The sequence below is a fragment of the Sphingomonas sp. MS122 genome (assembly GCF_049532975.1).
In the GTDB taxonomy this organism is placed as follows: Bacteria; Pseudomonadota; Alphaproteobacteria; order Sphingomonadales; family Sphingomonadaceae; genus Sphingomonas.
On the sequence record NZ_CP186695.1, the window covers coordinates 2,444,025 to 2,468,444 of the forward strand.

The 24,420-nt window shown below is 69.5% G+C and carries 31 protein-coding genes; 17 read left to right on the forward strand and 14 right to left on the reverse strand.

Annotated features, from left to right (window positions below):
- Nucleotides 1-108 precede the first annotated feature (108 nt).
- From ACO227_RS11715 to aac(3), 5 genes are all read left to right on the forward strand, one after another.
- Nucleotides 109-249, forward strand: coding sequence for a hypothetical protein (locus ACO227_RS11715; RefSeq protein WP_423602022.1), 141 nt, complete (start codon nucleotides 109-111; stop codon nucleotides 247-249).
- 65 nt (nucleotides 250-314) lie between these two features.
- Entirely contained in the window at nucleotides 315-797 is a 483-nt protein-coding gene (locus tag ACO227_RS11720) for a vgr related protein (protein ID WP_423602023.1), read from the forward strand.
- A complete protein-coding gene (locus ACO227_RS11725; RefSeq protein ID WP_423602024.1) occupies nucleotides 790-1,890 on the forward strand; it encodes an alpha/beta fold hydrolase in 1,101 nt (366 codons plus the stop codon). Before ACO227_RS11720 ends, ACO227_RS11725 begins: the two co-directional genes overlap by 8 nt.
- 55 nt (nucleotides 1,891-1,945) lie before the next feature.
- Nucleotides 1,946-3,283 carry an amidohydrolase family protein gene (locus tag ACO227_RS11730; protein ID WP_423602025.1) on the forward strand — a complete coding sequence of 446 codons (1,338 nt, stop codon included), beginning with the start codon at nucleotides 1,946-1,948 and terminating at the stop codon, nucleotides 3,281-3,283.
- Nucleotides 3,283-4,074 carry an aminoglycoside 3-N-acetyltransferase gene (gene aac(3) / locus ACO227_RS11735; protein ID WP_423602026.1) on the forward strand — a complete coding sequence of 264 codons (792 nt, stop codon included), beginning with the start codon at nucleotides 3,283-3,285 and terminating at the stop codon, nucleotides 4,072-4,074. The genes ACO227_RS11730 and aac(3) overlap by 1 nt, the downstream gene beginning before the upstream one ends.
- Here the strand turns inward: aac(3) and ACO227_RS11740 are convergent.
- The 9 genes from ACO227_RS11740 to ACO227_RS11780 are packed head-to-tail and all read right to left on the reverse strand — an operon-like array spanning nucleotide 4,064 to nucleotide 11,418.
- Entirely contained in the window at nucleotides 4,064-4,423 is a 360-nt protein-coding gene (locus ACO227_RS11740; protein ID WP_423602027.1) for a peroxiredoxin, read from the reverse strand. The two genes, aac(3) and ACO227_RS11740, sit on opposite strands and share 11 nt — an antisense overlap.
- Nucleotides 4,411-5,160, reverse strand: coding sequence for a HesA/MoeB/ThiF family protein (locus ACO227_RS11745; RefSeq protein ID WP_423602028.1), 750 nt, complete (start codon nucleotides 5,158-5,160; stop codon nucleotides 4,411-4,413). Before ACO227_RS11745 ends, ACO227_RS11740 begins: the two co-directional genes overlap by 13 nt.
- Nucleotides 5,157-5,600, reverse strand: a complete 444-nt coding sequence (locus ACO227_RS11750) for a hypothetical protein (protein WP_423602029.1) — start codon at nucleotides 5,598-5,600, stop codon at nucleotides 5,157-5,159. Before ACO227_RS11750 ends, ACO227_RS11745 begins: the two co-directional genes overlap by 4 nt.
- Nucleotides 5,600-6,046 (reverse strand): dUTP diphosphatase, encoded by a 447-nt coding sequence (dut, locus tag ACO227_RS11755; protein WP_423602030.1) that lies wholly within the window; start codon nucleotides 6,044-6,046, stop codon nucleotides 5,600-5,602. Before dut ends, ACO227_RS11750 begins: the two co-directional genes overlap by 1 nt.
- On the reverse strand, nucleotides 6,043-6,849 hold the full coding sequence (locus ACO227_RS11760) for an alpha/beta hydrolase family protein (protein ID WP_423602031.1): 807 nt from the start codon (nucleotides 6,847-6,849) through the stop codon (nucleotides 6,043-6,045). The genes dut and ACO227_RS11760 overlap by 4 nt, the downstream gene beginning before the upstream one ends.
- A complete protein-coding gene (coaBC, locus tag ACO227_RS11765) occupies nucleotides 6,839-8,014 on the reverse strand; it encodes a bifunctional phosphopantothenoylcysteine decarboxylase/phosphopantothenate--cysteine ligase CoaBC (protein ID WP_423602032.1) in 1,176 nt (391 codons plus the stop codon). Before coaBC ends, ACO227_RS11760 begins: the two co-directional genes overlap by 11 nt.
- A complete protein-coding gene (locus ACO227_RS11770) occupies nucleotides 8,011-9,117 on the reverse strand; it encodes a hypothetical protein (RefSeq protein WP_423602033.1) in 1,107 nt (368 codons plus the stop codon). The genes coaBC and ACO227_RS11770 overlap by 4 nt, the downstream gene beginning before the upstream one ends.
- Nucleotides 9,118-9,151: 34 nt before the next feature.
- A complete protein-coding gene (gene ubiB, locus ACO227_RS11775) occupies nucleotides 9,152-10,681 on the reverse strand; it encodes a 2-polyprenylphenol 6-hydroxylase (protein WP_423602034.1) in 1,530 nt (509 codons plus the stop codon).
- Nucleotides 10,678-11,418 (reverse strand): class I SAM-dependent methyltransferase, encoded by a 741-nt coding sequence (locus ACO227_RS11780; protein ID WP_423602035.1) that lies wholly within the window; start codon nucleotides 11,416-11,418, stop codon nucleotides 10,678-10,680. Before ACO227_RS11780 ends, ubiB begins: the two co-directional genes overlap by 4 nt.
- 57 nt (nucleotides 11,419-11,475) lie before the next feature.
- Here ACO227_RS11780 and mutM point away from each other — a divergent pair, with 57 nt between their 5' ends.
- From mutM to dnaA, 3 genes are all read left to right on the forward strand, one after another.
- The gene (gene mutM / locus ACO227_RS11785) at nucleotides 11,476-12,288 is read left to right on the forward strand and encodes a bifunctional DNA-formamidopyrimidine glycosylase/DNA-(apurinic or apyrimidinic site) lyase (RefSeq protein ID WP_423602036.1); all 813 of its coding nucleotides are present in this window, start codon (nucleotides 11,476-11,478) and stop codon (nucleotides 12,286-12,288) included.
- Between the two features lie 99 nt (nucleotides 12,289-12,387).
- Nucleotides 12,388-12,651: a 30S ribosomal protein S20 gene (gene rpsT / locus ACO227_RS11790; protein ID WP_423602037.1), complete on the forward strand. Its 264-nt coding sequence runs from the start codon at nucleotides 12,388-12,390 to the stop codon at nucleotides 12,649-12,651.
- Between the two features lie 447 nt (nucleotides 12,652-13,098).
- A complete protein-coding gene (gene dnaA / locus ACO227_RS11795; protein WP_423602038.1) occupies nucleotides 13,099-14,460 on the forward strand; it encodes a chromosomal replication initiator protein DnaA in 1,362 nt (453 codons plus the stop codon).
- Nucleotides 14,461-14,607: 147 nt separating this feature from the next.
- Here dnaA and aroB read toward each other — a convergent pair whose 3' ends face one another.
- On the reverse strand, nucleotides 14,608-15,711 hold the full coding sequence (aroB, locus tag ACO227_RS11800; protein ID WP_423602039.1) for a 3-dehydroquinate synthase: 1,104 nt from the start codon (nucleotides 15,709-15,711) through the stop codon (nucleotides 14,608-14,610).
- Nucleotides 15,708-16,247 carry a shikimate kinase gene (locus ACO227_RS11805; protein ID WP_423602040.1) on the reverse strand — a complete coding sequence of 180 codons (540 nt, stop codon included), beginning with the start codon at nucleotides 16,245-16,247 and terminating at the stop codon, nucleotides 15,708-15,710. The genes aroB and ACO227_RS11805 overlap by 4 nt, the downstream gene beginning before the upstream one ends.
- An 83-nt stretch (nucleotides 16,248-16,330) precedes the next feature.
- On the opposite strand from ACO227_RS11805, the gene ACO227_RS11810 reads away from it, so the two are divergent.
- Genes ACO227_RS11810 through ACO227_RS11825 form a run of 4 tightly spaced genes read left to right on the forward strand, consistent with a single transcriptional unit; the run spans nucleotide 16,331 to nucleotide 20,141 of the window.
- Nucleotides 16,331-16,468, forward strand: coding sequence for a hypothetical protein (locus ACO227_RS11810; protein ID WP_265118676.1), 138 nt, complete (start codon nucleotides 16,331-16,333; stop codon nucleotides 16,466-16,468).
- Nucleotides 16,449-18,245 (forward strand): hypothetical protein, encoded by a 1,797-nt coding sequence (locus ACO227_RS11815; protein ID WP_423602041.1) that lies wholly within the window; start codon nucleotides 16,449-16,451, stop codon nucleotides 18,243-18,245. The genes ACO227_RS11810 and ACO227_RS11815 overlap by 20 nt, the downstream gene beginning before the upstream one ends.
- Before the next feature lie 50 nt (nucleotides 18,246-18,295).
- Nucleotides 18,296-19,183: a tyrosine-type recombinase/integrase gene (locus tag ACO227_RS11820; protein ID WP_423607339.1), complete on the forward strand. Its 888-nt coding sequence runs from the start codon at nucleotides 18,296-18,298 to the stop codon at nucleotides 19,181-19,183.
- Nucleotides 19,184-19,193: 10 nt separating this feature from the next.
- Complete coding sequence (locus tag ACO227_RS11825) at nucleotides 19,194-20,141, forward strand: acetyl-CoA carboxylase carboxyltransferase subunit alpha (protein WP_423602042.1); 948 nt, start codon at nucleotides 19,194-19,196, stop codon at nucleotides 20,139-20,141.
- A gap of 101 nt (nucleotides 20,142-20,242) precedes the next feature.
- On the opposite strand, the gene ACO227_RS11830 is transcribed toward ACO227_RS11825, so the two are convergent.
- Together ACO227_RS11830 and ACO227_RS11835 are read right to left on the reverse strand one after the other, a co-directional pair.
- Nucleotides 20,243-20,410, reverse strand: a complete 168-nt coding sequence (locus ACO227_RS11830; protein WP_066665303.1) for a Flp family type IVb pilin — start codon at nucleotides 20,408-20,410, stop codon at nucleotides 20,243-20,245.
- A gap of 131 nt (nucleotides 20,411-20,541) precedes the next feature.
- Nucleotides 20,542-20,724 (reverse strand): Flp family type IVb pilin, encoded by a 183-nt coding sequence (locus ACO227_RS11835; protein ID WP_423602043.1) that lies wholly within the window; start codon nucleotides 20,722-20,724, stop codon nucleotides 20,542-20,544.
- A 62-nt stretch (nucleotides 20,725-20,786) separates the two neighbouring features.
- On the opposite strand from ACO227_RS11835, the gene ACO227_RS11840 reads away from it, so the two are divergent.
- Nucleotides 20,787-21,224, forward strand: a complete 438-nt coding sequence (locus ACO227_RS11840) for a (deoxy)nucleoside triphosphate pyrophosphohydrolase (RefSeq protein WP_423602044.1) — start codon at nucleotides 20,787-20,789, stop codon at nucleotides 21,222-21,224.
- A 9-nt stretch (nucleotides 21,225-21,233) separates the two neighbouring features.
- Here the strand turns inward: ACO227_RS11840 and ACO227_RS11845 are convergent, their stop codons facing one another.
- A complete protein-coding gene (locus tag ACO227_RS11845) occupies nucleotides 21,234-22,079 on the reverse strand; it encodes a methyltransferase domain-containing protein (protein ID WP_423602045.1) in 846 nt (281 codons plus the stop codon).
- 44 nt (nucleotides 22,080-22,123) lie between these two features.
- On the opposite strand from ACO227_RS11845, the gene ACO227_RS11850 reads away from it, so the two are divergent.
- The 4 genes from ACO227_RS11850 to ACO227_RS11865 are packed head-to-tail and all read left to right on the forward strand — an operon-like array spanning nucleotide 22,124 to nucleotide 24,405.
- On the forward strand, nucleotides 22,124-22,855 hold the full coding sequence (locus ACO227_RS11850; protein WP_423602046.1) for a ComF family protein: 732 nt from the start codon (nucleotides 22,124-22,126) through the stop codon (nucleotides 22,853-22,855).
- Nucleotides 22,856-22,886: 31 nt separating this feature from the next.
- Entirely contained in the window at nucleotides 22,887-23,144 is a 258-nt protein-coding gene (grxC, locus tag ACO227_RS11855) for a glutaredoxin 3 (protein ID WP_423602047.1), read from the forward strand.
- Nucleotides 23,141-23,968, forward strand: coding sequence for a carbon-nitrogen hydrolase family protein (locus tag ACO227_RS11860; protein ID WP_423602048.1), 828 nt, complete (start codon nucleotides 23,141-23,143; stop codon nucleotides 23,966-23,968). The genes grxC and ACO227_RS11860 overlap by 4 nt, the downstream gene beginning before the upstream one ends.
- On the forward strand, nucleotides 23,965-24,405 hold the full coding sequence (locus ACO227_RS11865; RefSeq protein WP_423602049.1) for a DUF1178 family protein: 441 nt from the start codon (nucleotides 23,965-23,967) through the stop codon (nucleotides 24,403-24,405). The genes ACO227_RS11860 and ACO227_RS11865 overlap by 4 nt, the downstream gene beginning before the upstream one ends.
- Nucleotides 24,406-24,420 lie beyond the last annotated feature (15 nt).

Consider the following 24,420-nt stretch of genomic DNA (forward strand, 5'->3'; position numbering starts at 1 on the left):
ACGGGCGAGCCGGCCTGCCCGAAAGGACGAGCCCGAATTGGGGTAGGGCCAGGAAAGCCAATCATTTACCAAGATATGAGAATCCAACCATATGAAAGGCTCGCGATCATGGTCGCCGCGTTGCTTGCGACCGACCTCGCCCGGTTCCGGGGCGCCTACACCGTCGAGGCCTGGCGGCTGGCGCGGTCGGAGATGCAGGCAATCCGCGATTTCGCGGACGAGCACACCCGGCTGATGCCGCACGACTGAAGCGCGCGTGCCGCACGCGTCGCGCGTGACCTGCGCCGCGCGACGCCCTATGTGCGGTCGGACCGATGACCGCGCACGCCACCCGCCCGCTCACGCCCGGAGAAATCGCGCTGGCTCGCAGCGTGTTCGGCGATTCGATCGATTATTCGCGCGCGGGGATCGCGAACCGCAAATGGATCTTCTTCCAGCCGCGCAACGTCGCGATGGCGCCGCTCGGGTGCATCCATTTCCACCCCAAGGGGGACAATTACCGTGACGATTTCGCGGCGGCCTCGCTCGCGCTGCAGGGCCTGTTCATCCATGAGATGGTGCATGTCTGGCAGCACCAGAAGGGCATCTTCCTGCCGCTGCGGCGCCATCCGTTCTGCCGCTACGGCTACAGCCTGAAGCCGGGCTGGCGGCTCGAGCGCTACGGGCTGGAGCAGCAGGCGGAGATCGTCCGCCACGTCTTCATGCTGCGCCATGGCGCGCTGCTGCCCGGCGCGCCGCCGCTCGAACAATATCGCGGAATCCTGCCCTTCACCGGTATCGAGGTGACCAATGTCTGAGTTCCCTTCGCTGCGTGCGGCCGCCATTCTCGCATTGCTGGCGGCGCCGGCTGCTGCGCAGACCGATGCCTATGCGCCAGGCCGCGAGGTGGTCGCCGACCTTAGTCGCATCGTCACCCCGAACGGCGTACAGGAGACGTTCGAGGTGACGCTCGGCGGGGCGCGGCAGGTGGTCAACGTACGCGGCGCGGATCGCGCCAACCCGATCCTGCTGTTCATCCATGGCGGGCCCGGCGCGGTCGAGATGCCGATCGCGTGGAGCTTCCAACGGCCGTGGGAGGATTATTTCACCGTCGTGCAATGGGACCAGCGCGGGGCGGGGCGGTCCTATCTGCTCGAGGATCCGGCGAGGCTTGCGCCGACGCTGACGTTCGAGCGCTATCGCGACGATGCGATCGAACTGATCGAGGCGCTGCGCAAGCGCTATGGCAAGCGCAGGGTCGTGGTGCTCGGCCATAGCTGGGGCAGCACCGTGGGCCTGGCGGTGGCAGCGAAGCGGCCGGACCTGCTCCATGCCTATGTCGGCATGGGCCAGGCGATCGACTGGCGCGACAACGAGCGCGCCGGCATGGCCTGGACGATCGCCCAAGCGAAGCAGCGCGGCGACGTTGAGGCGGTAAGGGCGATCGAGGCGCTCAGGCCCTATCCCGACGGCGGCAGCTTCACGATCGACCAGGCCGATGGCTGGCGCAAATATGCGATCCGCTATGGCTCGCTTGCGGCCTATCGCAAGGACGCCAACTTCTACCTGCGCGCGCCGCGGCTCTCGCCCGAATATACGCCCGCCGACGTCAAGGCGTGGGGCGACGGCAGCCTGTTCACCGTCAAGACGCTATGGCCGCGGCTCGCCGGTGTGGGTTTCAACCAAGTCCACCGGATCGACACGCCGGTGATCTTCTTCCTCGGGCGCCATGACCAGACCACGCCGTCACAGCTCGCTGATGCCTGGCTCAAGCGGGTTGCGGCGCCGCGCAAGCGAGTCGTATGGTTCGAGCATTCCTCCCACCTGCCGATGGTCGAGGAGCCTGGGCGGACCTTCGCAGCGTTGCTTCAGCATGTGCTGCCGCTGGCGAAGGAGGACGCGAGAAAGTGATGGCGAGCTGAGGGCTTGCTGCTAGTTTCCCGCGAAACGAAAAGGGGAAGCCTCCATGCGCCGTATCGCCGCCGTCACCGCCCTGTTGCTTGCCGCGACGCCACTCGCCGCACAGACCGTGGTGCCGGCGCCCAGGGTCAAGTTCATCCATGCCGGGGCGCTGCTGGCGAAGCCGGGCGAGGCACCGCGCGGGCCGAGCACGATCGTCGTTCGGAACGGCAAGGTGGCCGAAGTACGCGATGGCTTCGCGGCGCCCGAGGCGGGCGCGGAGCTGATCGACCTCAAGGACCGCTTCGTGCTGCCCGGGCTGGTCGACATGCACGTCCATCTCTGGGGCATCGGCGGCGATCCGCTGCGCGAGCGGCTGACCGCGCTCAACCGCGATGACGCCGACGACATGATGTACGCCGTCGCCAACGCGCGCGTGACGCTCGACGCAGGCTTCACCACGGTGCGCGACCTCGGCGGTAATGCGCGCGGGATGCGGGCGCTGCGCGAGGGAGTGGAGCGCGGCGCGATCGCCGGGCCGACGATCGTGAATGCCGGCACCGCGATCTCGGTCTCGGGCGGGCATGCCGACGGCACCAACGGCGTCGCCGCCGAATTCGCCGACGCGCTCCATCAGCATCAGATCAACACCTGCGACGGTCCCGACGACTGCCGACGTGCGGTGCGCCAGCAGGTCGCACTGGGCGCGCAGGTGATCAAGTACATGTCCACCGGCGGGGTGCTCTCCAACGTCTCGGGCGGGCTCGGCCGGGCGATGACCGATGAGGAGATGAAGGCGATCGTCGACACCGCGCACGGCCTTGGCCGCAAGGTCGCGACCCACAGCCATGCCGCGGCAGGGACCAAGGCGGCGATCGCGGCGGGTGTCGACACGATCGATCACGGCACCTTCCTCGACGACGAGGCGATTCGGATGATGAAGGCCAGCGGCACCTGGCTCGTCCCGACGATGATGGCGCCCGCCGCCGCGCTCGAGTTCGCGCGTGCGGGCCTGCTCCCGCCCGCGACGATCCCCAAGGCCGAGGAAGCCGCGGCCGCCGCCTTCACCAGCCACTCCGAGGCGTTCGCCGCGGGCGTCAAGGTCGCCTACGGCACCGACACCGGCGTGTCGAAGCATGGCGACAATGCCAAGGAGTTTGCGCTGATGGTCAAGGCCGGGATGACGCCCGCGCAGGCGCTCAGGGCGGCGACAATCAATGCGGCTGAGGCGCTCGGGCGCTCGTCGGCGATCGGGACGATCGAACCGGGCAAGGACGCCGACATCATCGCGGTCGCGGGCAGCCCGCTGGAGGACGTGACGCGGATGGAGAGGGTCGAGTTCGTGATGCGCCACGGCGTGGTCCACAAGGCGAGCGGCAAGCGGCAAGGCTTCCCCGCCGACTGATGCGCACGCGCGACGAACTCGCCGCGGACTTGCGTGCGCTCGGCCTTGCGGAAGGCGACCTGGTGATGGTCCACGCGGCGCTGCGCCGTATCGGACCGGTGCTGGGGCAGGGCGATTCGGTGATCGGCGCGTTGCGCGATGCCGTTGGCGAAGGCGGGACGATCGCCGCCTATGCCGATTGGGAAGCCGATTACGAGGATCTGCTCGACGCGCATGGCCGCGTGCCGATGTGGTGGAAGCCGCACGTGCCGCCGTTCGACCGCGAGGGGTCGCGCGCGGTTCGCGACAATGGCCTCTTCCCCGAATTGCTGCGCACGATCCGCGGCACGGTGGCGAGCGCCAATCCCGGCGCGCGCATCGTGGCGATCGGCGCACGGGCAGCGTGGCTGACCGCCGACCATGCGCTCGACTATGGCTATGGCCCCGGCTCGCCCTTCGCGAAGCTCGCGGAGGCGGGCGGCAAGGTGCTGATGCTGGGCGCGCCGCTCGATACGATGACGCTGATCCATCATGCCGAGCATCTCGCGGACATTCCCAAGCGGGTGATCCGCAAGGAGGTGCCATTCGCGGCGCACGGCGGGATCGAGTGGCGCACGATCGAGGAGTTCGATACCGCCGACCCGCCCGAGGGTTTTGCCGAGGATTATTTCGGGACGGTGGTGGAGGGGTTTCTCGCGACCGGCCGGGGTGTGCGTGGCAAGGTCGGGGACGCCGATAGCGTGCTGGTCGACGCGGCGCCGATGCTGGCCTTCGCGATCGAATGGATCGAGCGCAACGCGCCTAGAGCGTGACCAGCCGGTCCCCGCCAAGGCCGGCGAGCAGTGAGACGAGACCGCCCGGCTCGACCCCGGCGGACAGGGTGTCGAAGGCGATGCCGGCGGCGGCGAGGCCGGTCTGGCAGCCGATCAGAGTGACGCCGATCGCCAGCGCTTCGTCGAGAAGCTGGGCGCGGCTCGCCAGGCCCGCTTCGGCGCGCAGGGCATCGTCCGCGTCCGCGCCGGGCACGAGCAGGGTCGCCGCGGCCTCATGGCAATAGAGCCGTGCGGCGCCCCCTAGTGCCGCATGTGCGCAGGCGAGCGACAATGCCGCGCGGAAGCGCTCGACATCGCCGGTGGCGGCGACGATCGTCAGACCCCGCATGCCGGACATCCGGGATCCTTGGGCAAGGTCAGCGTGCGGAAGCGCAGCGCCAGCGTGTCGGCGAGCAGCAGCTTGCCCGCGCTGTCCTCGCCGAAGGGCACGATCGAGCGGATCACCTCGAGCGCGGCGAGGCTGCCGAGCACGCCGGTAAGCGCGCCGAGCACGCCCTGCTCGGCGCAGTTGATTCCGGGCGTCTCGGGATCGCCGCCGGTGAAGCAGCGGTAGCAGGGCTTGTCCGCCTCCCATCCGCGGAACACGCCGAGCTGGCCCTCGAACTCGCCCACCGCGGCGCTCACCAGCGGCACGCGATGGCGCAGCGCAGCGTCGGCGACGAGCAGGCGAGTGGCGAAATTGTCGGTGCCGTCGAGGACAACGTCATAGTCCCGGACGAAATCCACATTTTGTGGCTCGATGCGGTCGAGCACAGCGTGAACTTCGATATGAGGATTGATCGCGTGCGCCCGAGCCTTGGCGGCCGAGACCTTTCGCTGCCCGATATCGGCAACGGTGAAGAGCGTCTGTCGCTGGAGGTTGGAAAGATCGACTCGATCATCATCGATGATCCAGATCGCGCCCACGCCCGCCGCCGCCAGATACTGGATCGCGGGAGACCCGATCCCGCCCGCGCCGATCACCAGCACCCGCGCCGCCTTGAGCCGCATCTGGCCCGCGCCGCCGATCTCCTTGAGCACGATGTGGCGCGCGTAGCGTTCGAGCTCCTGGTCGGTAAGGCTCATTTCTTCCAGACGAAGGTCACGGTCGCGCGATACCATTGCTCGGCCCCGCTGCCGCGCGCGGTCAGGTTGTTGCGCGCGAAGCTGGTGACCAGCCCGGCTGCATATTGCTCGACCACGTTGCAGCCGATCGAGCGGGGGATCGACGCCCGCACGCCGTCTTCTGGATGGACGAGCACCGCCACCTCGACCCGCATCGCCGGCCGTCCGTCGACCAGCCGCCGCTCCCGGCACTTGCGCGCGCGCACCTGGCCCTGGACATAAGTGTGCATCGCCGCGGTCATCTGCGGCGGCTGGCGATAGGGCAGGTCGGGCAGCGTGGTCCAGTCGATGCCTGTGCCCTGGCCGCTCGCGGGCGGCGCTGGCGTCTGCGTCGGCGCGGCAGGCGGAGCCTGCTGCCCCGCGGCGGCGAGGGCAAGGATCAAGGCGAGCAACTCCGGCATCACCGACCCGTCGATCCGAAACCGCCGGCGCCGCGCAGCGTGTCGTCGAGCGCCACGACTTCCTCGAACACCGCGCGCTGGACCGGCGCGGCGACGAGTTGCGCGATCCGCTCGCCCCGGGCGATCGGGAAAGGCTCGCTGCCGAGATTGGCGAGGATCACCTTGACCTCGCCGCGATAGTCGCTGTCGATCGTGCCCGGCGTGTTGAGGCAGGTGATGCCATGTTTGAGCGCAAGCCCCGAGCGCGGGCGCACCTGCACCTCATAGCCGTCGGGAATGGCGATCGCGAAGCCGGTGGCGACGGCGTGGCGTGCGCCGGCCGCGAGGATCAGGTCCTCGGCCGCGACGACGTCCATCCCTGCCGCTCCGGCCGTCGCATAGGCCGGCAGCGGCAGTCCCGCGCCGTGGGGCAGCCGTGTCAGGCGGATGGTGATCGGTGCGCTCATTGCGGCTTCCGGGGCAGCGCCGAGGCCAGCCGCCGCGTCGCCTCGATCACCTGCGGATCGTCGAGGATCTGGCTGCCCTGGTCGGGCAGGATGCGGAAATCGGTGGCGATGCCGCGCAGGCTCAGCGCTTCGGCATAGGAACGCGCGAAGCGGGCGGGCACGGTCTTGTCGTCGGCGCCGCTGATCAGCGCCGCGCGCAATGTCGGTGCGATACCGCCGGCGGTCTGCAACGGATCGAGACTGTCGATCTTGGCCCGCCACGGATCGGCCGGCTTCTCGCGTCCCGCCATGTAGCGGCGCCACTCGGGCAGCGCGCAGGGGCAGGAGACGAGCACCATGCCGTCGATCAGATTGGGCCGCAGCCCGGCGAGGTTGGCGACGACCGCCGCGCCGCCGCCTTCGCCAATCGCGATCACGCGGGCGCGGCGGTAGCGGTTGCGCAGCGCGGCGATGGTATCGCCGACCACCGCGATGCGGTCGGAGGTATAGTCGTCCCCGGCGCCGGCCCCGCGCGTCCCCGGGGACTGGTTGCCCGCACCGTCGGCATAGCCCGGGCGCAGCAGCCGCACGACCGCGCTTTCCGGCTCCGTCGCCGCGAGCGACTTGGCGAAGCCGCTGATGTCGATCTCGGTGCCCGCGGCGCCATCGCCATGGACGACGACGAACAAGGTCTCGATGCCGCGCTGCGGCTTCCCGACGGTCTCGGTGAACAGCGGCGGCGCGGCCGGGCTCGGCGCGGGCTTGTCGCCGGTCGAGGCGCACGCCGCGAGCAGCAGCGGAAGGAAGATCAGGCTAGAGCGCATCGGCGATCCGCTCCGCGAGGCGGCGGGCGACATCCTGCTTGGACAGGCGTTCCCAGCTCTCGGTACGCCCGGAGGTGACAAGGTGGATGGTGTTCGCATCTCCACCCATCACATCGCCGGAAACGTCGTTGGCGACAATCCAGTCCGCGCCCTTGCGAGTCCGTTTCGCGGTGGCGTGTTCGACCACCCGTTCGGTTTCGGCGGCGAAACCAACGACGAGTTTCGGGCGATGCGGGCTTTGCGCGAGCGTGGCAAGGATGTCCGGGTTCTCGGTGAGCGTGAGTGCAGGCGCGGTTTCGCCCTTCTTGATCTTCTGTTCCGCCGCATCGGCGGTGCGCCAGTCGGCGACCGCGGCGACCATCACCGCCGCGTCGGCGGGGAGCGCGGCATCGACCGCCGCCGCCATCTCGCGCGCAGTCTCGACATCGACGCGATCGACGCGCGGCGGGGTGGGCAGGGTGACCGGGCCGGCGACCAACGTCACCCGCGCGCCGAGCTCGGCGAGCGCGGCGGCGATCTCGAACCCCTGTTTCCCCGAGGAGCGGTTGGCGATGTAGCGCACCGGATCGATCGGCTCGTGCGTCGGACCCGCGGTGACGAGGATGTGCTTGCCCGCGAGCCGTCCAGCGCGGGGCGCCAGCGCCGCCTCGATCGCCTCGAGAATCGCTTGTGGCTCGGGCAGGCGGCCGGGACCGAACTCGCCGCACGCCATCGGACCCTCGTCGGGCTCCATCACCGTCACACCGTCGGCACGCAGCTGCGCGACGTTCCGGACGGTTGCGGCGTGCTGCCACATGCGCACGTTCATCGCCGGCGCCGCCAGCACCGGCTTGTCGGTAGCGAGCAGCAAGGTAGTCGCGAGATCCTCGGCCTGTCCCCCCGCCATCTTGGCGAGCAGGTCGGCGGTGGCGGGCGCCACGACGACGAGATCGGCATTCCGGCTCAATTGGATATGTCCCATCTCGGCCTCGTCCTTGAGGTCCCACAGGGTCGTGAACACCTGGTTCTCGGACAGGGCGGCGAGGGTCATCGGCGTCACGAAATGCTGTCCCCCAGCCGTGAGCACGCAGGTCACGCCGATCCCGGCCTTGCGCGCGAGCCGGATCAGCTCGCACGCCTTGTATGCCGCGATGCCGCCGCCGACGATCAGGAGGATGCGCTTCATCGTTCGACCCTGTGCACCCGCACACGGCGCGTGTCGAGGGCGCGGCTCGTCAGATCGCGCAGCCCGTCGGGGACGAAGGCCAACCCCGCGAGGAAGGCGGGCGCGATCAGCAGGCCCCAATAGAAGGTGTCGAGCCGAGCGAAGAGGCTGATCACCATGGCATAGGCGGCAAAGGTCGCGACGGCGCGCAGCGCGAGCGGATCGCGCCAGCTCGCCCAGCCGAACAGCGCGAGCGCGACGAGCAACGCCGCCGCAACCGCCGGCAAAAGCTGGAGTCCGGTCGCGAGCGACATCGCCCGCACGAACAGCCCGAAGCCATGCATCCCGGTCCAGCCCGGCGAGGCGGCGTCGAGCACGCCGGTGACGCCATGGACCGCGACCGCATGCGCCGCGAGTACGCCCGCGAACACGCCAAGCGCCACGATCCAGGCGATCGCCTCGCGCCGCTGCCCTTCGGCGAAGGCCAGTCCGGCCATGACGAGGACGTAGAGCGCCGCGGTCTCGCGTACCAGCATCGCAATCAGCGCGATCGACGCCGCCTCGACCCATTGCCCGGGGCGGCGCAGTGCAAGGCTCAATGCGACGAGCAGACCGGCCCAGATCTCGTGGAACGCGATCAGCGCCGGCTGAACGAAGGCGAGCATGCCCGCGGCGAGCAGGAACAGCACGAAGAGGCGCGGGGCAAGGCCGGGCAGCGCCTCGGCAAGCCGTCGATACCAGGCGAAACCGGTCACGGCGGCAAGAGCGTAGAGCAGCGCGAGCGTGACCCCCGGCGGCAGCGCGGCCTGGACCACCGCGAGGCCGGGCAGGCGGAAGGTCAGGAACGGGCGCAGCGGGTAGCTGCCCGCGCGCAACGCGTCGGCGGCGGCGCGGTAATAGTCCTGGCCATGCGTGACTGCAGCGACGATCCCCTCATAGAGCGCGACATCGGTCTGGCGGTCGCCCCCCGCGCCGGCGGCGTCGGGCGCCGGCTGCGGCACGCCGAGCGCGGTGAGCGAGGCGAGCAGCAGCACAGCGAGCACGCCGAGCACGATCCGCGCCCGCGTCCGGGGAAGCGCGGCGAAGCGGCTGGGGAGCGCGAGCCAGAGCGGGGAGCGGGTCATCCGGGCGGTCTTCTACCGCGGCCGATCGCTGCTGTCAGGTGAGCAGCAAGGTCGCGGCGACGCCCGCGCCCGCGGCGAGCAGCGCCACCACGCCATAGCGCCAGCCGCCGACGCGGACCACCTCGATCTCGCGCAGCGGCGGGGCCGGGGGCGCGCCGCCGGGATCGGGGAAGTGCCGCTCGATGTTGCGGATCAGCCGGGGCAGCCGGGCAAGGGTCTTGAGGTCCTCGGACAAGCGGTCGGCGATGAACGCCTCGGGCCCCAGCTCGGTGCGGATCCATTCGCGCACGAAGGGCGCGGCGGAGTCCCACAAATTAATGTCGGGGTGGAGCCGCGTCGCGACGCCCTCGACCATCACCATCGTCTTCTGCAGCAGCAGCAGATGCGGCTGAGTCTGCATGTCGAAGTCGCGCGTGATGTTGAACAGCGAATCGAGCATCATCCCGACCGACATGTCCTTGACCGGCAGCCCGCGCATCGGCTCGCCCACCGCGCGCAGGGCGGTCGCGAACTCGGCGACATTGTGGTGCGGGGGGACATAGCCCGCCTCGAAATGGATCTCGGCGACGCGGCGGTAATTGCCGGTGATCAGGCCGTAGAGAATCTCGGCGAGCCACACCCGCGCGCGGCGGTCGATCCGGCCCATGATGCCGAAGTCGATCGCGGCGATGCGGTTGCCGGGCAGGGCGAAGAGATTGCCCTGATGCATGTCGGCGTGGAAGAAGCCTTCCGAGATCGCCTGGCGCAGGAATGCGCGGACCAGCGTGTCCGCGAGCTTCTGGGTATCGTAGCCGGCGGCGATCAGCGCCTCGCGGTTCGACAGCTTGATCCCGTCGACCCATTCGAGGGTAAGCACCTTGCCGGTGGTGCGCTGCCAGTCGATCGCGGGGACGGTGAAATCGGGCTCGGCCTCCATCGACTCCGACAGCTCGGAGGCCGAGGCGGCTTCGCGGCGCAGGTCGAGCTCGCGCGCGGTCCAGCGCTTGAACGTCTCGATGACCAGCCGGGGACGCAACCGCGCGGCCTCGCCGCCAAGCGCCTCGAGCTGCGCGGCCGCCCATTCATAGGTGTCGATCGCCTTGGCGAACTCAGCCTCGATCCCCGGCCGCAGCACCTTGACCGCGACCTGGCGGCCGTCGGCCGTGGTCGCGCGATGGACCTGCGCGATCGAGGCGGCGCCGATCGGGACCTCCTCGATTTCCGCGAACAGCGTCTCGACGGGCCGCTCGAAGCTCGTCTCGATCGCGCGCTTGATCACTGGGAAAGGGACGGGCGGGAGCGCGTCCTGCAGCCGCATCAGGTCGTGCGCCGCGGCTTCGCCGATCAGGTCGGCACGAGTCGCCAGCGTTTGCCCCAGCTTGATCGCGGCGGGACCGATTGCCTGCAGCGCGTCGGCATAGCGCGGCGTTTCAGGCACGCGCGCGCCGAAGCGGGCGAGCCTGGCGAGGCGGCGCACCGGGCGCGGCGTGTTGCGGTCGCGCTCGATCCCCCGTAGCGCCCCGTGGCGCGCGAGGATCCGGCCCCATTTGAGGAGACGGAAGAGATGGACGGCGGGAGCGGTCAAATCTTCCAGCCGCTATGGATCGCCACCAGGCCGCCCAGCATCGGCTCGACACGGGCCTGCACGAAGCCGGCCTCTTCGATCATGCGCTTGAAGCTCGGCATGTCGGGGAAACGGCGGATCGATTCGATCAGGTAGCGATAGCTGTCCTCGTCATTGGCGAGCAGCTTGCCGAGCTTGGGCACGACATGGTGCGAATAGGCGTCGTAGACGTCCGAGAAGCCCGGCCAGACGGTGGTCGAGAATTCGAGCACGAAGAACCGCCCGCCCCGCTTGAGTACGCGATGCGCCTCGCGCAGCGCCTTGGGGATGTCGGTCACGTTCCGGATGCCGAAGGCGATGGTGTAGGCGTCGAAGAAGCGGTCGGGGAACTGGAGCGTCTCGGCATTCGCCTCGGTCCAGACAAGGCCGTCGATGCCGCGCTTGGCGGCGCGGTCGATGCCGACCGCGAGCATGTCCGGGTTGATGTCGGCGACGGTGATCGCCGCGCCCGATTCGGCCATGCGGAAGGCGATGTCCCCGGTGCCCCCGGCCATGTCGAGGATCGTCTCGCCCTCGCGCGGCTTCACCCGGCGGACGAACACGTCCTTCCACACACGGTGCAGCCCGCCCGACATCGCGTCGTTCATCAGGTCGTAGCTGGAGGCGACGCTGGAGAACACCCCGCCGACGCGGCGGGTCTTCTCGTCGGGGGCGACGTCTTCATAGCCGAAGGAGACGGTGTCGGAAGCAATGCTCATGGGCGTGCGCTCTAGCCGTGTCTTACGTGTTCGTCATCCCCGCGCTAGGGGGTGGGGATGCCTGAGCTTCCCGAAGTCGAGACGACCGTGCGCGGTCTCGCCCCCGTGCTGGAAGGGCGGCGCATCCGCCGCGTGCAGCTGCGCCGGCCCGACTTGCGCCGCCCGATGCCGCAGGACCTGGGGCAAAGGCTCACCGGCGCGACCGTCACCGCGCTCGGCCGGCGCGCCAAATATGGGCTGATCGACACCGATCGCGGCGATACGATGATCTTCCACCTCGGCATGTCCGGGCGCTGGCGGGTCGATCCGACCGAGCTGCTGCCGCACGACCATCTGATCCTCGAAACCGAAGAGGGGCGGGTGATCGCGCTCAACGATCCGCGGCGCTTCGGTTCGGTCGATCTCGTGCCGACGACGGAGGTTGGCGAATGGCCCGCCTTCAAGGCGCTCGGGCCGGAACCGCTCGGCCCGCATTTCACCGCGGACCATCTGAAGGCGATGCTCGCCGGGCGAGTCGCGTCGATCAAGCTGCTGCTGCTCGACCAGCGCATCGTCGCGGGACTCGGTAACATCTATGTCTGCGAAGCGCTGTACGAATCACGAATTTCGCCCAAGCGGGCCGGGGGATCGGTTTCGAAGCCGCGGCTGGCACGGCTGGTCGCGGCAGTGCACGAGGTGCTCGACGCCGCGATCGAGGCCGGCGGATCAAGCCTGCGCGACTATGCCCGGCCCGATGGCGAGCTCGGCTATTTCTCGAAACAGTTCAAGGTCTATGGCCGCGAGGGCGAGCCGTGCGAGTGCGGTGGCACGGTGGCGCGCTACACCGAGGGCGGCCGTTCGACCTTCTGGTGCCCGAAATGCCAGCGTTAGGTTGACCGAATCGTCATCCCTCGCTAAGGGGCGCGCTTTCCCGAGGCGGGGACACTGGTTCCGCGCCTCTTTTCGCATCGAAAACAGGAACGAGACTACATGGCGAACACGCCGCAAGCCAAGAAGCGCATCCGCCGCAACGCCCGCCGCGCCGACGTCAACGGCGCGCGCGTCAGCCGCATCCGCACCTTCGTCAAGAAGGCGGAGAGCGCGCTCGAGTCGGGCGACAAGTCGGCGGCCGAGTCGGCGCTGAAGGCGATGCAGCCGGAACTGGCGCGCGGCGTGGCCAAGGGCGTGCTGCACAAGAACACCGCCGCGCGGAAGTTTTCGCGCCTGACGAAGCGCCTCGCCGCGCTCGCCTGATCCACGCGATTCCAAAGATTTACCAGCCCCGCCGGGACGCCCCGGCGGGGTTTTTCTTGTGCGTTCAAGAACTTGGCGAACAAGTCCGGTGCTAAGCCGCAGAATTGCGCGAGTCGCGTCGTCACGCTATTGTAACGTTGCAGAATTCGCGAATAATTACCGCAACTTGATGCTTGAATCGCGGATTTCCGGGCACGAGACGAGTCAAGCCTACTTATTTCAGATTCTTTACACGTCGCCCTCTTGATCGACTCGAAAAATGGTCCCTAAAACGACCTTCCGCCGCGACGTTCTCGCGGCGATTCAGCGAAGGTCACGGGCCAGTGCGGATGCGATTCCGGCTGCGGCGATCTTTTGCCTGAGCGAAATCAGCGTGCGGAAGGGGGCGCTTTCCGCATGGGGGAAGGCTGTGCCCGCACGCGGGCGATGACGAGAGGGGCGTGAAGGATGGATCAAGCCAAGGCCTGGACACGCGTGCGCGGCAATCTGCGGCTTTCCGCAGGCCAGCGGCTGTTCGACCAGTGGCTGAAGCCCATCGTCCTGATCGACAGCGACGACGCCGAGACCGTGCGCCTCGGCCTGCCCTCGCCGTTCATGACCAACTGGGTGAAGGGCCATTATGCCGAGCGGCTGCTGATGGAATTCCGCGCGCTGCTGGCCAATGTACGGACCGTTTCGATCGAGACGCTGCCGCGCGAGACTCGCGAGCTCGTGCCCGAAGCCGAATCGCCCGTCGCCATCGCGCCGGTTGCGGCTGCCGCGCCCAAGGCCGCGGCGTCGGCCGAGCGTCCGCGCTTCGATTCGCGCTTCACCTTCGACCGATTCGTGGTCGATGCATCGAATCGAGTCGCGTTCAACGCCGCCAAGGCGCTGGCCGAGCCGGGCAAGCCGCGCTTCAGCCCGCTCTACCTCCACAGCTCGACCGGCCAGGGCAAGACTCACCTGATGCACGCGATCGGCCACGCCTTTCTCGAGGCATGCCCGGAGGCGAGCGCGATCTACATGCCCGCCGAGCGCTTCATGTTCGAGTTCGTCCGCGCGGTGCGCGAGAAGGACACGTTCGCGTTCAAGGCGCGGCTGCGCGGTGTCGACCTGCTGATGATCGACGACCTTCAGTTCATCGCCGGCAAGGAATCGACTCAGGAGGAGTTCTTCCACACCGTCGACGAGTTCATGCGCGAGGGGAAGCGGCTCGTCATCGCTGCCGACCGCAGCCCACTGGCGCTCGAGGGGATCGAGGCGCGGCTCGCCTCGCGGCTCGGCGCTGGGCTAGCGGCCGACATCAAGCCCGCCGAGCTCGGGCTGCGCCGCGCGATTCTCGACCGCAAGCTGGAGGACATGCCGGGGGCCGCGGTGCCCGCCGACGTGCTCGACCTGCTCGCGGCGCGGATCAGCAGCAGCGTGCGCGAGCTCGAGGGTGCGCTCAACCGCCTCGTCGCCTATGCCCAGCTCAACGGCGAGACGGTGACGATCGAGTTCGCCGAGAGCGTGCTCGGCGAGGCGTTGCGCGGCAGCCAGCGCCGCATCACGATCGACGAGATCCAGAAGGCGGTGTCGTCGCATTTCGACGTCAAGCAGCTCGACCTCGTGTCGCAGCGCCGCGCCGTGGCGATCGCGCGTCCGCGCCAGATCGCGATGTACCTCGCCAAGCGCCTCACCACGCGCTCGCTGCCCGAGATCGGCCGCAAGTTCGGCAACCGCGACCACTCCACCGTGATCCACGCCGTCCGCCGGATCGAGGAGCTGCGCGGCACCGACAGCGAAATCGATGGCGCCGTGCGCAGCCTGATGCGCCAGCTCGAGGCCTAGAATCGTCCTCCGAGCGGAGGGGACGGGGGCGGGAGGCCTGTGCCTTCCGCCTCAAGCCTTCCTCTGTCGGCATCCTAGCGAAAGCTGGAATCTCGTGCCCCAAGCGCGATGCGGGTGACTGGACCCCAGCTTTCGCTGGGATGACGGTCAGGGACGTGCCTGCTCGTCGAGGAACGCCGCGACCTCGGCCAGGTCGACGTGGCGATCGAGATAGGTCGCCCCGATCGCCCGCGCGAGCAGGAAGGGCAGGGTGCCCGCGTCCATCTTCTTGTCGTGGAGCATATGCTCGACCAGTCGCGCGCCGCTCGCGGTGATGCCGGCACTGGCGAGATCATGGGGGAGGCCGCTCGCCCGGAGATGCGCTGCGACACGCGCGGCGTCCGCCGCCGGGCACAACCCCTGGCGCGCCGAGAAGGCGAAGGCGAGCGCCATCCCGGCTGCGACGCCCTCGCCGTGCAGCAGTCTGTCGGAGAAGCCGGTCTCCGCCTCGAGAGCATGGCCGAAGGTATGGCCGAGGTTGAGCAGCGCGCGCGTGCCCGTGGTCTCGCGCTCGTCCTCGCCGACGATCCTTGCCTTGGCGCCGACCGAATGGGCGATGGCATAGGCGCGCGCATCGGCGTCGCCGGCGAGCAGCGCCTCGCCATTGCCCTCGCACCAGGCGAAGAAATCGGCGTCGTCGATCAGACCGTATTTCACGACCTCGGCATAGCCCGCGCGCTGTTCGCGCAGCGGGAGCGTGTCGAGCAAGTCGGGGTCGATCAGCACGAGCGCCGGCTGGTGGAAGGCGCCGACCAGGTTCTTGCCCGCTCGCGCGTTGATCGCGGTCTTGCCGCCAACCGAGCTGTCGACCTGCGCGAGCAGGGTGGTCGGGATCTGCACGAAGTTGCAGCCCCGCTTCAGGATCGCCGAGGCGAAGCCGACCAGGTCGCCGATCACTCCGCCGCCCAATGCGATGACATGGTCGCCGCGCTCGATGCCGAGATCGAGCAGACGGTCGAGCAGCGATTCGAGCTGCGCCCAGCTCTTGGTGCCCTCGCCCGCGGGCAGCACGACCATCTCGCTCGCGAGATCGGCCGCGGCGAGAACCTCGGCGAGCCGCTGCGCATGCGGCGCGACATTGGCGTCGGTGACGATCACGAAGGGTCGCTTGCGCGCGAGCGGCGCCAAATGCTCGGCGGCGCGGTCGAGCAGCCCGCTCGCGATCCGGACCTCATAGCTGCGCGCGCCGAGCGCGACCGGGACGATCCTCATGCGCGCAGCGCCTCGAGGATCGCGTTGACCGTGGCGTCGTGCGGCGCGGACTTGCTCACCACATGGATCGGCGCGAGCGCATAGACCGGGTTGCGGACGGCGGCGAGTTCGGTGAGCACCTTCAAGGGATCCTTTCCACGAAGCAGCGGGCGGTGGTCGCGCTTGGACACGCGCTCGGCCAGGACATGTGGCGCCGCGTCCAGCCAGATCGCGATCGACTGGTCAAGGATCAGCGCGCGCGTCTCGGCATTGAGGAAGGCGCCGCCGCCGGTGGCGATCACCTTGGGCGTGCCGTCGATCAGCCGCGCGATCACGCGCCGCTCGCCGTCGCGGAAATGGTCTTCGCCGAAGCGCTCGAAGATCTCGGCGACGGTCATGCCCGCCGCCGCCTCGATCTCGTGATCCGCGTCGACGAAGGGCAGATGGAGACGCTGGGCGAGGCGGCGGCCCACCGTGGTCTTGCCCACGCCCATCAGCCCGATCAGCACGATTGGACGGGGCGGGACGACAGGATCGGCGGGACGGGTTTGCAGCATGGTCGCGGGGGCTATACAGCGAGGGCCGCGCTCGGGCAAAAGGCCTGATCGCCTGTACTGATATCCGGTTTTTGAGGGGGTCGATGTCCCGTTCGCTCGTCATCATCATCGTGGTCGCCGTGCTGTTGATCGGCGGCCTGTTCTTCCTTGCCGGGCGCGATACCGAGAAGCAGCCGGTGACCGTCGAGAAGGCCGTGCCGCTTGAAAATCTCGCGAACTAGCGTCGCGCTGACCGCGCTCGGCGTGGTGCTGGCGGCCGGCGCGGGGATTCCCGCGCTGGGCCAGGACCGTCCCGAATCGCTGCTGCCGCCGGGCTTCAACGACCCCGTCCCCGCGCCCGCGCCGGCGCCTGCCCCTGCCCCCGTGCAGCCGGCCGCGCCGCGTCCTGCCGCCGCACCGACGGGAACCGCTACAGCGGCGCCCGGCGCATCCCCGCCGCTCCCCTCGCCCACGCCGGGTGCGACTCCGACCGGGGTGCCCGGCGAGATCGATTATGCAGTGATCCAGCGCTACGAGCTGCCCGATTTCGCCAAGCGCTCGCTGACGCAGGTCGGGCCGTCCTCGCCGACGAGCGACGGGCTCCCTGCCAATGCCTTTGGCCGCGCCGATGGCGGCTTCCTCGAGACGCTGATGCGGCGGCTCGACGCGCCCATCGCCTCGCGTTGGCTGTCGATCGCGCTGCGCCGCGCCTTGCTGTCGCGAGTCGATACCCCCGGTGGGCTCAACGGCGCGGACTTCGCCGCCGAGCGCGCCTGGCTGCTGATTCGCATGGGCGAGGCCGAGGCCGCGCGCGCGATGGTGCAGTCGGTCGATATCGAGAATTATACGCCCAAGCTGTTCCAGATCGGTATGCAGGCGATGCTGGCGACCGCCGATCCGGGCGGCATGTGCCCGATGGTGGTACCTGCGCTGCGTACCGCGCCTGATCGCAACTGGCGCTTCGCCGAGGCGATGTGCGCGGGGCTGGAGGGCGATCCCAACAAGGCCGGGCCGCTGATCGATGCGGCGCGCCGCCGGATGAACAATTCCATCGACCTGCTGCTCGCCGAGAAGGTGGTCGGTATGGGCGTCTCGGGCCGCCGCGCGGTGACGATCGAATGGGACGCGGTCGACCAGCTGAGCGCTTGGCGCTGGGGCCTCGCGGTGGCGTCGGCGACCGAGGTGCCCGCCGAGCTCTACGGCACCGTTGGGCCGCAGGTGAATTACTGGCGCGCGACCGCGCCGGGGCTCGGCTGGCGCGACCGGATCGCGGCCGCGGAGGCGGCTGCGAGCCAGGGTGTGTTCTCGAGCCAGGCGCTGACCGACCTCTATGGCGAAATCGAGGAGCAGGAAGACGCGACCACCACCGAGGTGGCGGTCGCGCGCGACCTGCGCGCCGCGTTCACCGCCGCGACTCCGGCCGAGCGGGTCGAGCAGATGCGTTCGCTGTGGGACGAGCCGCAGAGCGCGGGCGCGCGTTACAGCCGCCTGATCCTGACCGCGCGGGCGGCGGCGCGGCTCAACCCCGATGCTGCGCTGGCCGAGGATGCCGACCGGCTGATCGCATCGATGCTGAGTGCCGGGTTCGATCGCGCCGCGATGCGCTGGCGCAGCGTTGCGTCGCGCGGCAGCGAGGGCTGGGCCATGCTGCTGCTCGCCGATCCGTCGGGCCGTCCGGTCTCGGCAGGCGACGCGGGCGCCTATACCGGCGCCAACCGCGCGCTCTACGCGGCGGCCATGGCGGGCGCCGGACGCGTGGCCGAGGGCGACGGCGTGCAGTTGATGCGCAGCGCTGGCGTGAATTTCGAAGCAGCCAATGCCTGGACCCGCGCGATCGGCGAGGCTGCGGAACGCGGCGAGCCGGGTACCGTGGTGCTGCTCGCCGCGGCGGGGATGCAGACGCGGGCATGGGAGGGCGTCTCGCCCGAGGCGCTCTACCACATCACCCGTGCGCTCAACCGGGTGGGGCTCGGCAACTATGCGCGGATGATCGCCGTCGAGGCGATCACGCGGCTTTGACCGGCGCCAGCCCCGGCGACGACCGCGCGCTGATCGAGCGCTTCCTCGAGATGATGGCGGCGGAGGCGGGCGCCTCGCGCAACACGATCGCGGCTTATGGCACCGACTTGCGGCTCGCGTCGGAGGCGCTGGCGGGTGGGCTGGCAGGCGCCGATCGCGCGGGAATCGAGAAGCTGGCCCACGCATGGCGCGACCTCTCCCGCGCGACCGTCGCGCGCAAGTCGGCGGCGCTGCGGCGCTTCTTCGCGTTTCTCGCCGATGAGGGGCTGCGCACCGATGATCCCGGTGGCGCGCTGCCGCGCCCGGGAAGCGGCCGCAGCCTGCCCAAGACGCTGTCCGCCGCCGACGTCGACCGGCTGTTCGCCGCGATCCAAGCGCGGATCGAGCGCGCGCCGCCGGATCCGCGCGACCTCCGGCTGCTCGCGCTGGTCGAATTGCTCTACGGCTCGGGGCTGCGCGCGACCGAACTCGTCTCGCTGCCGCGCAACGCGGTGCAGTCCGACAAGCCCTATCTGATCCTGCGCGGCAAGGGCGGACGCGAGCGGCTGGTTCCGCTGAGCGACCGCGCCCGCGCCGCCGTGGCGGCGTGGCGCGCGTATGTCGATGTGCAGCGGCCGTGGCTGTTCCCATCGGGAAAGAGCCATCTCTCGCGCGTGCGTCTCTACCAGATGATCCGCGCGCTCGCCGCCGAGGCAGGCATCCCGCCCGACCGGATCAGCCCGCACGTGCTGCGCCACGCCTTCGCCACGCATCTGCTCGAGGGCGGCGCGGACCTACGCGCGCTGCAGGCGATGCTGGGGCATGCCGATATCGCCACGACCGAGATCTACACTCATGTCGACAGCGCCCGACTGGTGCAGCTCGTCAACGAGCGCCACCCGCTCGCCGACCAGCCCAAGATCAAGCCACGCGTTGACGCGGGCAAAGAGGGGGCATAGGGCCGCGCCGATGGCTACTTTCCTCGAATTCGAGAAGCCGATTGCCGAGCTTCAAGCCCGTATCGACGAGCTGCGCGGCGCCGCGGCCGGCGGCGAGGTCGACATCGACAGCGAAGTCGCGAAGCTCCAGGCCAAATCGGACAAGTTTCTGCGCGACGCCTATTCGCGCCTGACTCCGTGGCAGAAGACGCTGGTCGCGCGCCATCCCGAGCGGCCGCACTTCAAGCACTATGTCGCGCGGCTGGTCACCGACTTCATGCCGCTCGGCGGCGACCGGGCCTTTGCCGACGACGCCGCGATCCAGGGCGGGCTCGGCCGATTCCGCGGGCAGCGGGTTATGGTGATCGGCCACGAAAAGGGCGACGACACCGCCAGCCGCCTCAAGCACAATTTCGGCATGGGCAAGCCCGAGGGCTATCGCAAGGCGATCCGCCTGGTCGAGCTCGCCGACAAGTTCGGCATCCCGGTGATCACCCTGGTCGATACCTCGGGCGCTTTCCCGGGCATGGAAGCCGAGGAGCGTGGTCAGGCCGAGGCGATCGCGCGCTCGACCGAGGCGTGCCTCAACGCCGGCGTGCCGCTGGTCGCGTCGATCCTGGGCGAGGGCGGCTCGGGCGGCGCGGTGGCTCTGGCCGCGGGCAATCGCGTGCTGATGATGGAGCACGCGGTCTATTCGGTGATCTCGCCCGAGGGCTGCGCTTCGATCCTGTGGCGCACCGCCGACAAGGCAGCCGAGGCGGCCGAGGCGATGAAGGTGACCGCGCAGCATTTGAAGGAACTCGGCGTGATCGACACGATCGTGCCCGAGCCGCTGGGCGGCGCGCATCGCGACCGGGACGCCGCGATCGATTCGCTCGGCGACGCGATCGAGGTGGCGCTCGGCGAACTGGCCGGGCAGAGCGCGGATGCGCTGCGCCAGAGCCGCCGCGCCAAGTTCCTGGCGATGGGCCGCGCCTGAGTTCCTGGACGCGTTTCGGCATCACCGGCTGTCGCACCAATGAAAAAGGGCGGCGGACCCTTGAGTCCGCCGCCCCGTTTTCTGTCTTCGAAATGAGGGTCTTACGACGCCTTCATGTTCGACGAGACGTTGGTGAAGGTGGTCTTGAGCTGGTTGCCCAGGCCCTGCATCGCGGCGATCGCGGCGACGGCGATCAGAGCGGCGATCAGGCCGTACTCGATGGCGGTCGCGCCCTTCTTGTTGCCGAAAATCTTGCGGATCGTGTTCATACCGGTCTCCATCCTGTTCACAACTTCAGTTACCCGGCTGCACGCGGGATGAAGCCCCCCGGTCCAGCAACTACGGAAATTACGGGGCGGAAGTTAACAAAGGACTTAGACGCGCCGGTTCGCGTGCAAGATCAGCGGGCGTTCTGGACAGCCGAGCTGACGTTGTTCCACATGCCCGTGGTGGTGCCGGCGAGTTCGATCAGCGCCAGCATCATGGCGAGGACGATGAGCGCGAGGATCAGGCCATATTCGACCGCGGTCGCGGCGCGGCGACAGCGCAGGAGACGGCCATAAAGTGTCGTCAGCACTTGCATCCGTGCAGTCTTGTCCGATTGAGCTTGCCGAAAGTTAGGGAAACAAGATTAACGAAAAGTCGATGTTGAAAATTGCTAGCTCCGATTCGGTGATGCCTGCCGATGCTTTGCTCATGGTGGTCGCGGCGGCGCTGGTGGATGGCGACGGCCGCGTGCTGGTGCAGCAGCGTCCGCCGGGCAAGCCGATGGCAGGCTTGTGGGAATTCCCCGGCGGAAAGGTCGATCCGGGCGAGCTGCCCGAGGCGGCGCTGTGCCGCGAGCTGGAGGAGGAGCTCGGCATCGGCGTCGAGCGCGCCTGCCTTGCTCCCGCGACCTTCGCGAGCGAGGCGCTGGGCGAGCGGCACCTGCTCCTGCTCCTCTACGCGCTGCGCAAATGGAACGGGGCGCCGCAGCCGCGCCATGCCACCGCGCTCAAATGGGTGCGTCCGCTCGAGTTGCACCGGCTGGAGATGCCGCCCGCCGACAAGCCGCTGATCGGTCTGCTCGAGGCGTTGATCTAGGGGCCGTGATCAATCTTGGGGTTTGAGCGCCGCGGCGAGCGAGGCAGTGGCCGAGCCGCGCCGCGCCGGCTGTGGCTGCGAAGGATCGGGCGCCCAGCCGGTCAGGAAGATTGCATCGAAACGCTCCGTGGTGCGGTCCTCGGCATCGGTGCGCGCGGCGAACGCGGCAGCGGCGCCACCCACGGTGGCACGGGAAAGCGGTGAGAAGGGCAGCAGGCTGGTCCCGGCCATGCCGCGCAGGTCACGGACCAGGTCGAACAGGCTCGCATAGCGGACGTTCAGGCTCTCGACATCGGCCACAGGCAGCGCGAAGCCCGCGCGGACGAGCAGATCGCCCGCGGCGCGTACGTCGATCTGCGGATGGACTCGCGCCGCCGGCCGGTCGGCCTCGGCTTCGAGCAGCACCGCGCGCAGCGTCGAGAGTGTGGAACCACCGAGGAACGCGCCGAGGAACAGCCCGTCGGGCCGCAGGGCGCGGCGGACCAGCGCCAGGGCGCCGGGCAGGTCGTTGACCGTGTCGAGGCTGCCCGCGGCGACGACGAGGTCGAAGCTGGCGTCGGGGAAATGCGGCTGATCCTCTTCGCCCTGGATGCCCCCCGCCATCGCGGCGAAGCGCGCGCCCGCATCGATCCGCGTCACTCGCGCGCCCGGCGGGGGAACGAAACTGCCGTCGAAGCAGCCGAGATCGAGCACGTCGGCGAAGGTGCGGCGTACCGCGTCGAGCCGCTCGGCGATTCCCTCCAGCATCCACTCCCGGATGAACGCGGCATCGGCGAAGCGCGGCGCGGCGCGGTCGCGGCGGGCGCGGCGGCGGGTGCGGTCGAAGATCTCGGGCGGTGGCGCAGCTGAAGTCACGGGGCGGCTTGTGCCGGTTTCGCGGCTACGCGACAAGAAGCGCCGTGGGGGCACGCCAACCGATCCTGAAACTCATCGCGCTGGCGCTCCCGCCGCGCTGCCCGGGCTGCAGCGAGGTGGTCGAGGCCGATCACCGTTTCTGCGCGTCATGCTGGGGCGAGTTCACGCTGATCGCGCCGCCCTGGTGCGCCGCGTGCAATCTGCCCTTCGAATTCGACCGCGGCGAGGAAGCGTTGTGCGGCCAATGTCTCGCGGTGCCGCCTGTTCATGACGGGGTACGCGCGGCAGTGGCCTATGGCCCGGCTGCGCGCGCGCTCGTGCTCAAGCTCAAATATGGCGGGCGCACCGCTTATGCCGCCACCGCCGCGCGGCTGATGGCGCGGCTGATGCCGGGGGATGCCGAGCTGCTGGTGCCGGTGCCGCTCCATCGCTGGCGCATCTGGGGGCGAGGCTTCAACCAGGCGGCGCTGATCGCGCACGAGCTCGCGCGGCTGCGCGGTGTCCCGGCCGATTTGGATCTGCTCCGCCGGATCAGGGCCACGCCGGTGCTGCGCGGGCTGGGCGCTCGCGGGCGGGCGAAGGCGGTGGCCGGCGCCTTTGCGGCGGCGCCCGGTGCACGCGAACGCGTTGCGGGGCGGTCGGTTGTCCTGGTCGACGACGTCTTCACCAGCGGCGCGACCGCCGACGCCTGTGTGCGCCTGCTCAAGCGCGCGGGCGCGGCGCGGGTGACGATTCTGTGCTGGGCGCGCGTGCTCGATCCCGATGCGGCCGATTGACAAGCGCGGGCCGCGCTCTCACCTCAATGAAATGGCGAAGATCGAAATCTACACCAAGGCGTTTTGCGGCTTCTGCGCGCGGGCCAAGGCGCTGCTCGACAGCAAGGGCGTCGGCTATGAGGAGTTCGACCTGACGATGGGCGGGCCCAAGCGGCAGGAGATGATCCAGCGCGCCGATGGCCGCACCACCGTGCCGCAGATCTTCATCGACGGCGTGCATATCGGCGGGTCCGACGATCTCGCCGCGCTCGAACGCGAGGGCAGGCTGGACGCGCTGCTGAACGCATGAAGGCCGCGATCCTCCAGATGACGAGCGGGATCGACCCGCTCGCCAATGCGCGCACGCTGACCGACGGCGTGGCTCAGGCGGCGGGGGAGGGTGCGGCAATGCTGTTCACGCCCGAGATGTCGGGCCTGCTCGACCGCGACCGTGCCCGCGCGGCGGCGAGCCTCATCGCGGAGGGCGACGATCGCGTGCTCGCCGCAGTGCGCGAGGCGGCGGCGAAGCACCACATCTGGGTGCATCTCGGCTCGCTGGCGCTTCGGGGCGAGGCCGACGGCCGCTTCGTCAATCGCGGCTTCGTGATCGACGAGAGCGGCGCGATCCGCGTGCGCTATGACAAGCTCCACCTGTTCGACGTCGATCTGCCCACCGGCGAGCGCTGGCGCGAATCCGACGCCTATGCCCCCGGCGCTAGTGCTGCGGTGGTCGAGACCCCGCTCGGCATGCTCGGCCTGTCGATCTGCTACGACCTGCGCTTCCCCGATCTGTTCCGCGCGCTCACCGATGCCGGCGCGACCCTGTTGTCGGTGCCGGCGGCGTTCACCCGGCCGACCGGCGCGGCGCACTGGCACGTGCTGCTGCGCGCGCGGGCGATCGAGGCGGGCGTGCACGTCATCGCCGCGGCGCAGGCGGGTACGCATGCGGACGGCCGCGCGACCTATGGCCACAGCCTCGCGGTCGATCCCTGGGGCGAGGTGCTGCTCGACATGGGCGACGGGCCGGGTCTGGGCTTCGCCGAGATCGATCCGGCGCGCGTCGCGGAGGTGCGCTCGCGCGTGCCGGCGATCGCGCATCGCCGCGCAATCCCGCCGGTCGAGGTGGTGCGATGATCGTCTTCGACCTGCGCTGCACCGCCGGCCACGTGTTCGAGGCGTGGTTCGGATCGAGTGCGGACTATGAGAGTCAGCGCGAGCGGGCGCTGGTCGCCTGCCCTCTGTGCGGCGATACTGCGATCGACAAGGCGGTGATGGCGCCCAATGTCGCTGCCAAGGGCAACCGCCGCGTCGACACTGGGTCCGCGGCCGGTAAGCCCGATCCCAGACAACTGATGGCTGCGCTCGCGCAGGCACAGGCGAAGATGCTCGAAGGCTCGAAATGGGTCGGCGTCGCCTTTGCCGACAGGGCGCGCGCGATGCATCTCGGCGACGAGGCGCATGCCCCGATCCACGGCCAGGCGAGCGTCGAGGAGGCCAAGGCGCTGATCGAGGAAGGTGTGCCGGTCGCACCGCTGCCGTTGCCCGTGGTCCCGCCCGAGCAGCGCAACTGAAGCTTGTCACCGCTG

Coding starts and splice junctions, on each gene's coding strand:
- ACO227_RS11715 (WP_423602022.1), top strand. CDS start 109: ATGGTCGCCGCGTTGCTTGCGACCGACCTCGCCCGGTTCCGGGGCGCC.
- ACO227_RS11720 (WP_423602023.1), top strand. CDS start 315: ATGACCGCGCACGCCACCCGCCCGCTCACGCCCGGAGAAATCGCGCTG.
- ACO227_RS11725 (WP_423602024.1), top strand. CDS start 790: ATGTCTGAGTTCCCTTCGCTGCGTGCGGCCGCCATTCTCGCATTGCTG.
- ACO227_RS11730 (WP_423602025.1), top strand. CDS start 1,946: ATGCGCCGTATCGCCGCCGTCACCGCCCTGTTGCTTGCCGCGACGCCA.
- ACO227_RS11740 (WP_423602027.1), bottom strand. CDS start 4,423: ATGCGGGGTCTGACGATCGTCGCCGCCACCGGCGATGTCGAGCGCTTC.
- ACO227_RS11745 (WP_423602028.1), bottom strand. CDS start 5,160: ATGAGCCTTACCGACCAGGAGCTCGAACGCTACGCGCGCCACATCGTG.
- ACO227_RS11750 (WP_423602029.1), bottom strand. CDS start 5,600: ATGCCGGAGTTGCTCGCCTTGATCCTTGCCCTCGCCGCCGCGGGGCAG.
- dut (WP_423602030.1), bottom strand. CDS start 6,046: ATGAGCGCACCGATCACCATCCGCCTGACACGGCTGCCCCACGGCGCG.
- ACO227_RS11760 (WP_423602031.1), bottom strand. CDS start 6,849: ATGCGCTCTAGCCTGATCTTCCTTCCGCTGCTGCTCGCGGCGTGCGCC.
- coaBC (WP_423602032.1), bottom strand. CDS start 8,014: ATGAAGCGCATCCTCCTGATCGTCGGCGGCGGCATCGCGGCATACAAG.
- ACO227_RS11770 (WP_423602033.1), bottom strand. CDS start 9,117: ATGACCCGCTCCCCGCTCTGGCTCGCGCTCCCCAGCCGCTTCGCCGCG.
- ACO227_RS11780 (WP_423602035.1), bottom strand. CDS start 11,418: ATGAGCATTGCTTCCGACACCGTCTCCTTCGGCTATGAAGACGTCGCC.
- mutM (WP_423602036.1), top strand. CDS start 11,476: ATGCCTGAGCTTCCCGAAGTCGAGACGACCGTGCGCGGTCTCGCCCCC.
- rpsT (WP_423602037.1), top strand. CDS start 12,388: ATGGCGAACACGCCGCAAGCCAAGAAGCGCATCCGCCGCAACGCCCGC.
- dnaA (WP_423602038.1), top strand. CDS start 13,099: ATGGATCAAGCCAAGGCCTGGACACGCGTGCGCGGCAATCTGCGGCTT.
- aroB (WP_423602039.1), bottom strand. CDS start 15,711: ATGAGGATCGTCCCGGTCGCGCTCGGCGCGCGCAGCTATGAGGTCCGG.
- ACO227_RS11805 (WP_423602040.1), bottom strand. CDS start 16,247: ATGCTGCAAACCCGTCCCGCCGATCCTGTCGTCCCGCCCCGTCCAATC.
- ACO227_RS11810 (WP_265118676.1), top strand. CDS start 16,331: ATGTCCCGTTCGCTCGTCATCATCATCGTGGTCGCCGTGCTGTTGATC.
- ACO227_RS11820 (WP_423607339.1), top strand. CDS start 18,296: ATGATGGCGGCGGAGGCGGGCGCCTCGCGCAACACGATCGCGGCTTAT.
- ACO227_RS11825 (WP_423602042.1), top strand. CDS start 19,194: ATGGCTACTTTCCTCGAATTCGAGAAGCCGATTGCCGAGCTTCAAGCC.
- ACO227_RS11830 (WP_066665303.1), bottom strand. CDS start 20,410: ATGAACACGATCCGCAAGATTTTCGGCAACAAGAAGGGCGCGACCGCC.
- ACO227_RS11835 (WP_423602043.1), bottom strand. CDS start 20,724: ATGCAAGTGCTGACGACACTTTATGGCCGTCTCCTGCGCTGTCGCCGC.
- ACO227_RS11840 (WP_423602044.1), top strand. CDS start 20,787: ATGTTGAAAATTGCTAGCTCCGATTCGGTGATGCCTGCCGATGCTTTG.
- grxC (WP_423602047.1), top strand. CDS start 22,887: ATGGCGAAGATCGAAATCTACACCAAGGCGTTTTGCGGCTTCTGCGCG.
- ACO227_RS11860 (WP_423602048.1), top strand. CDS start 23,141: ATGAAGGCCGCGATCCTCCAGATGACGAGCGGGATCGACCCGCTCGCC.
- ACO227_RS11865 (WP_423602049.1), top strand. CDS start 23,965: ATGATCGTCTTCGACCTGCGCTGCACCGCCGGCCACGTGTTCGAGGCG.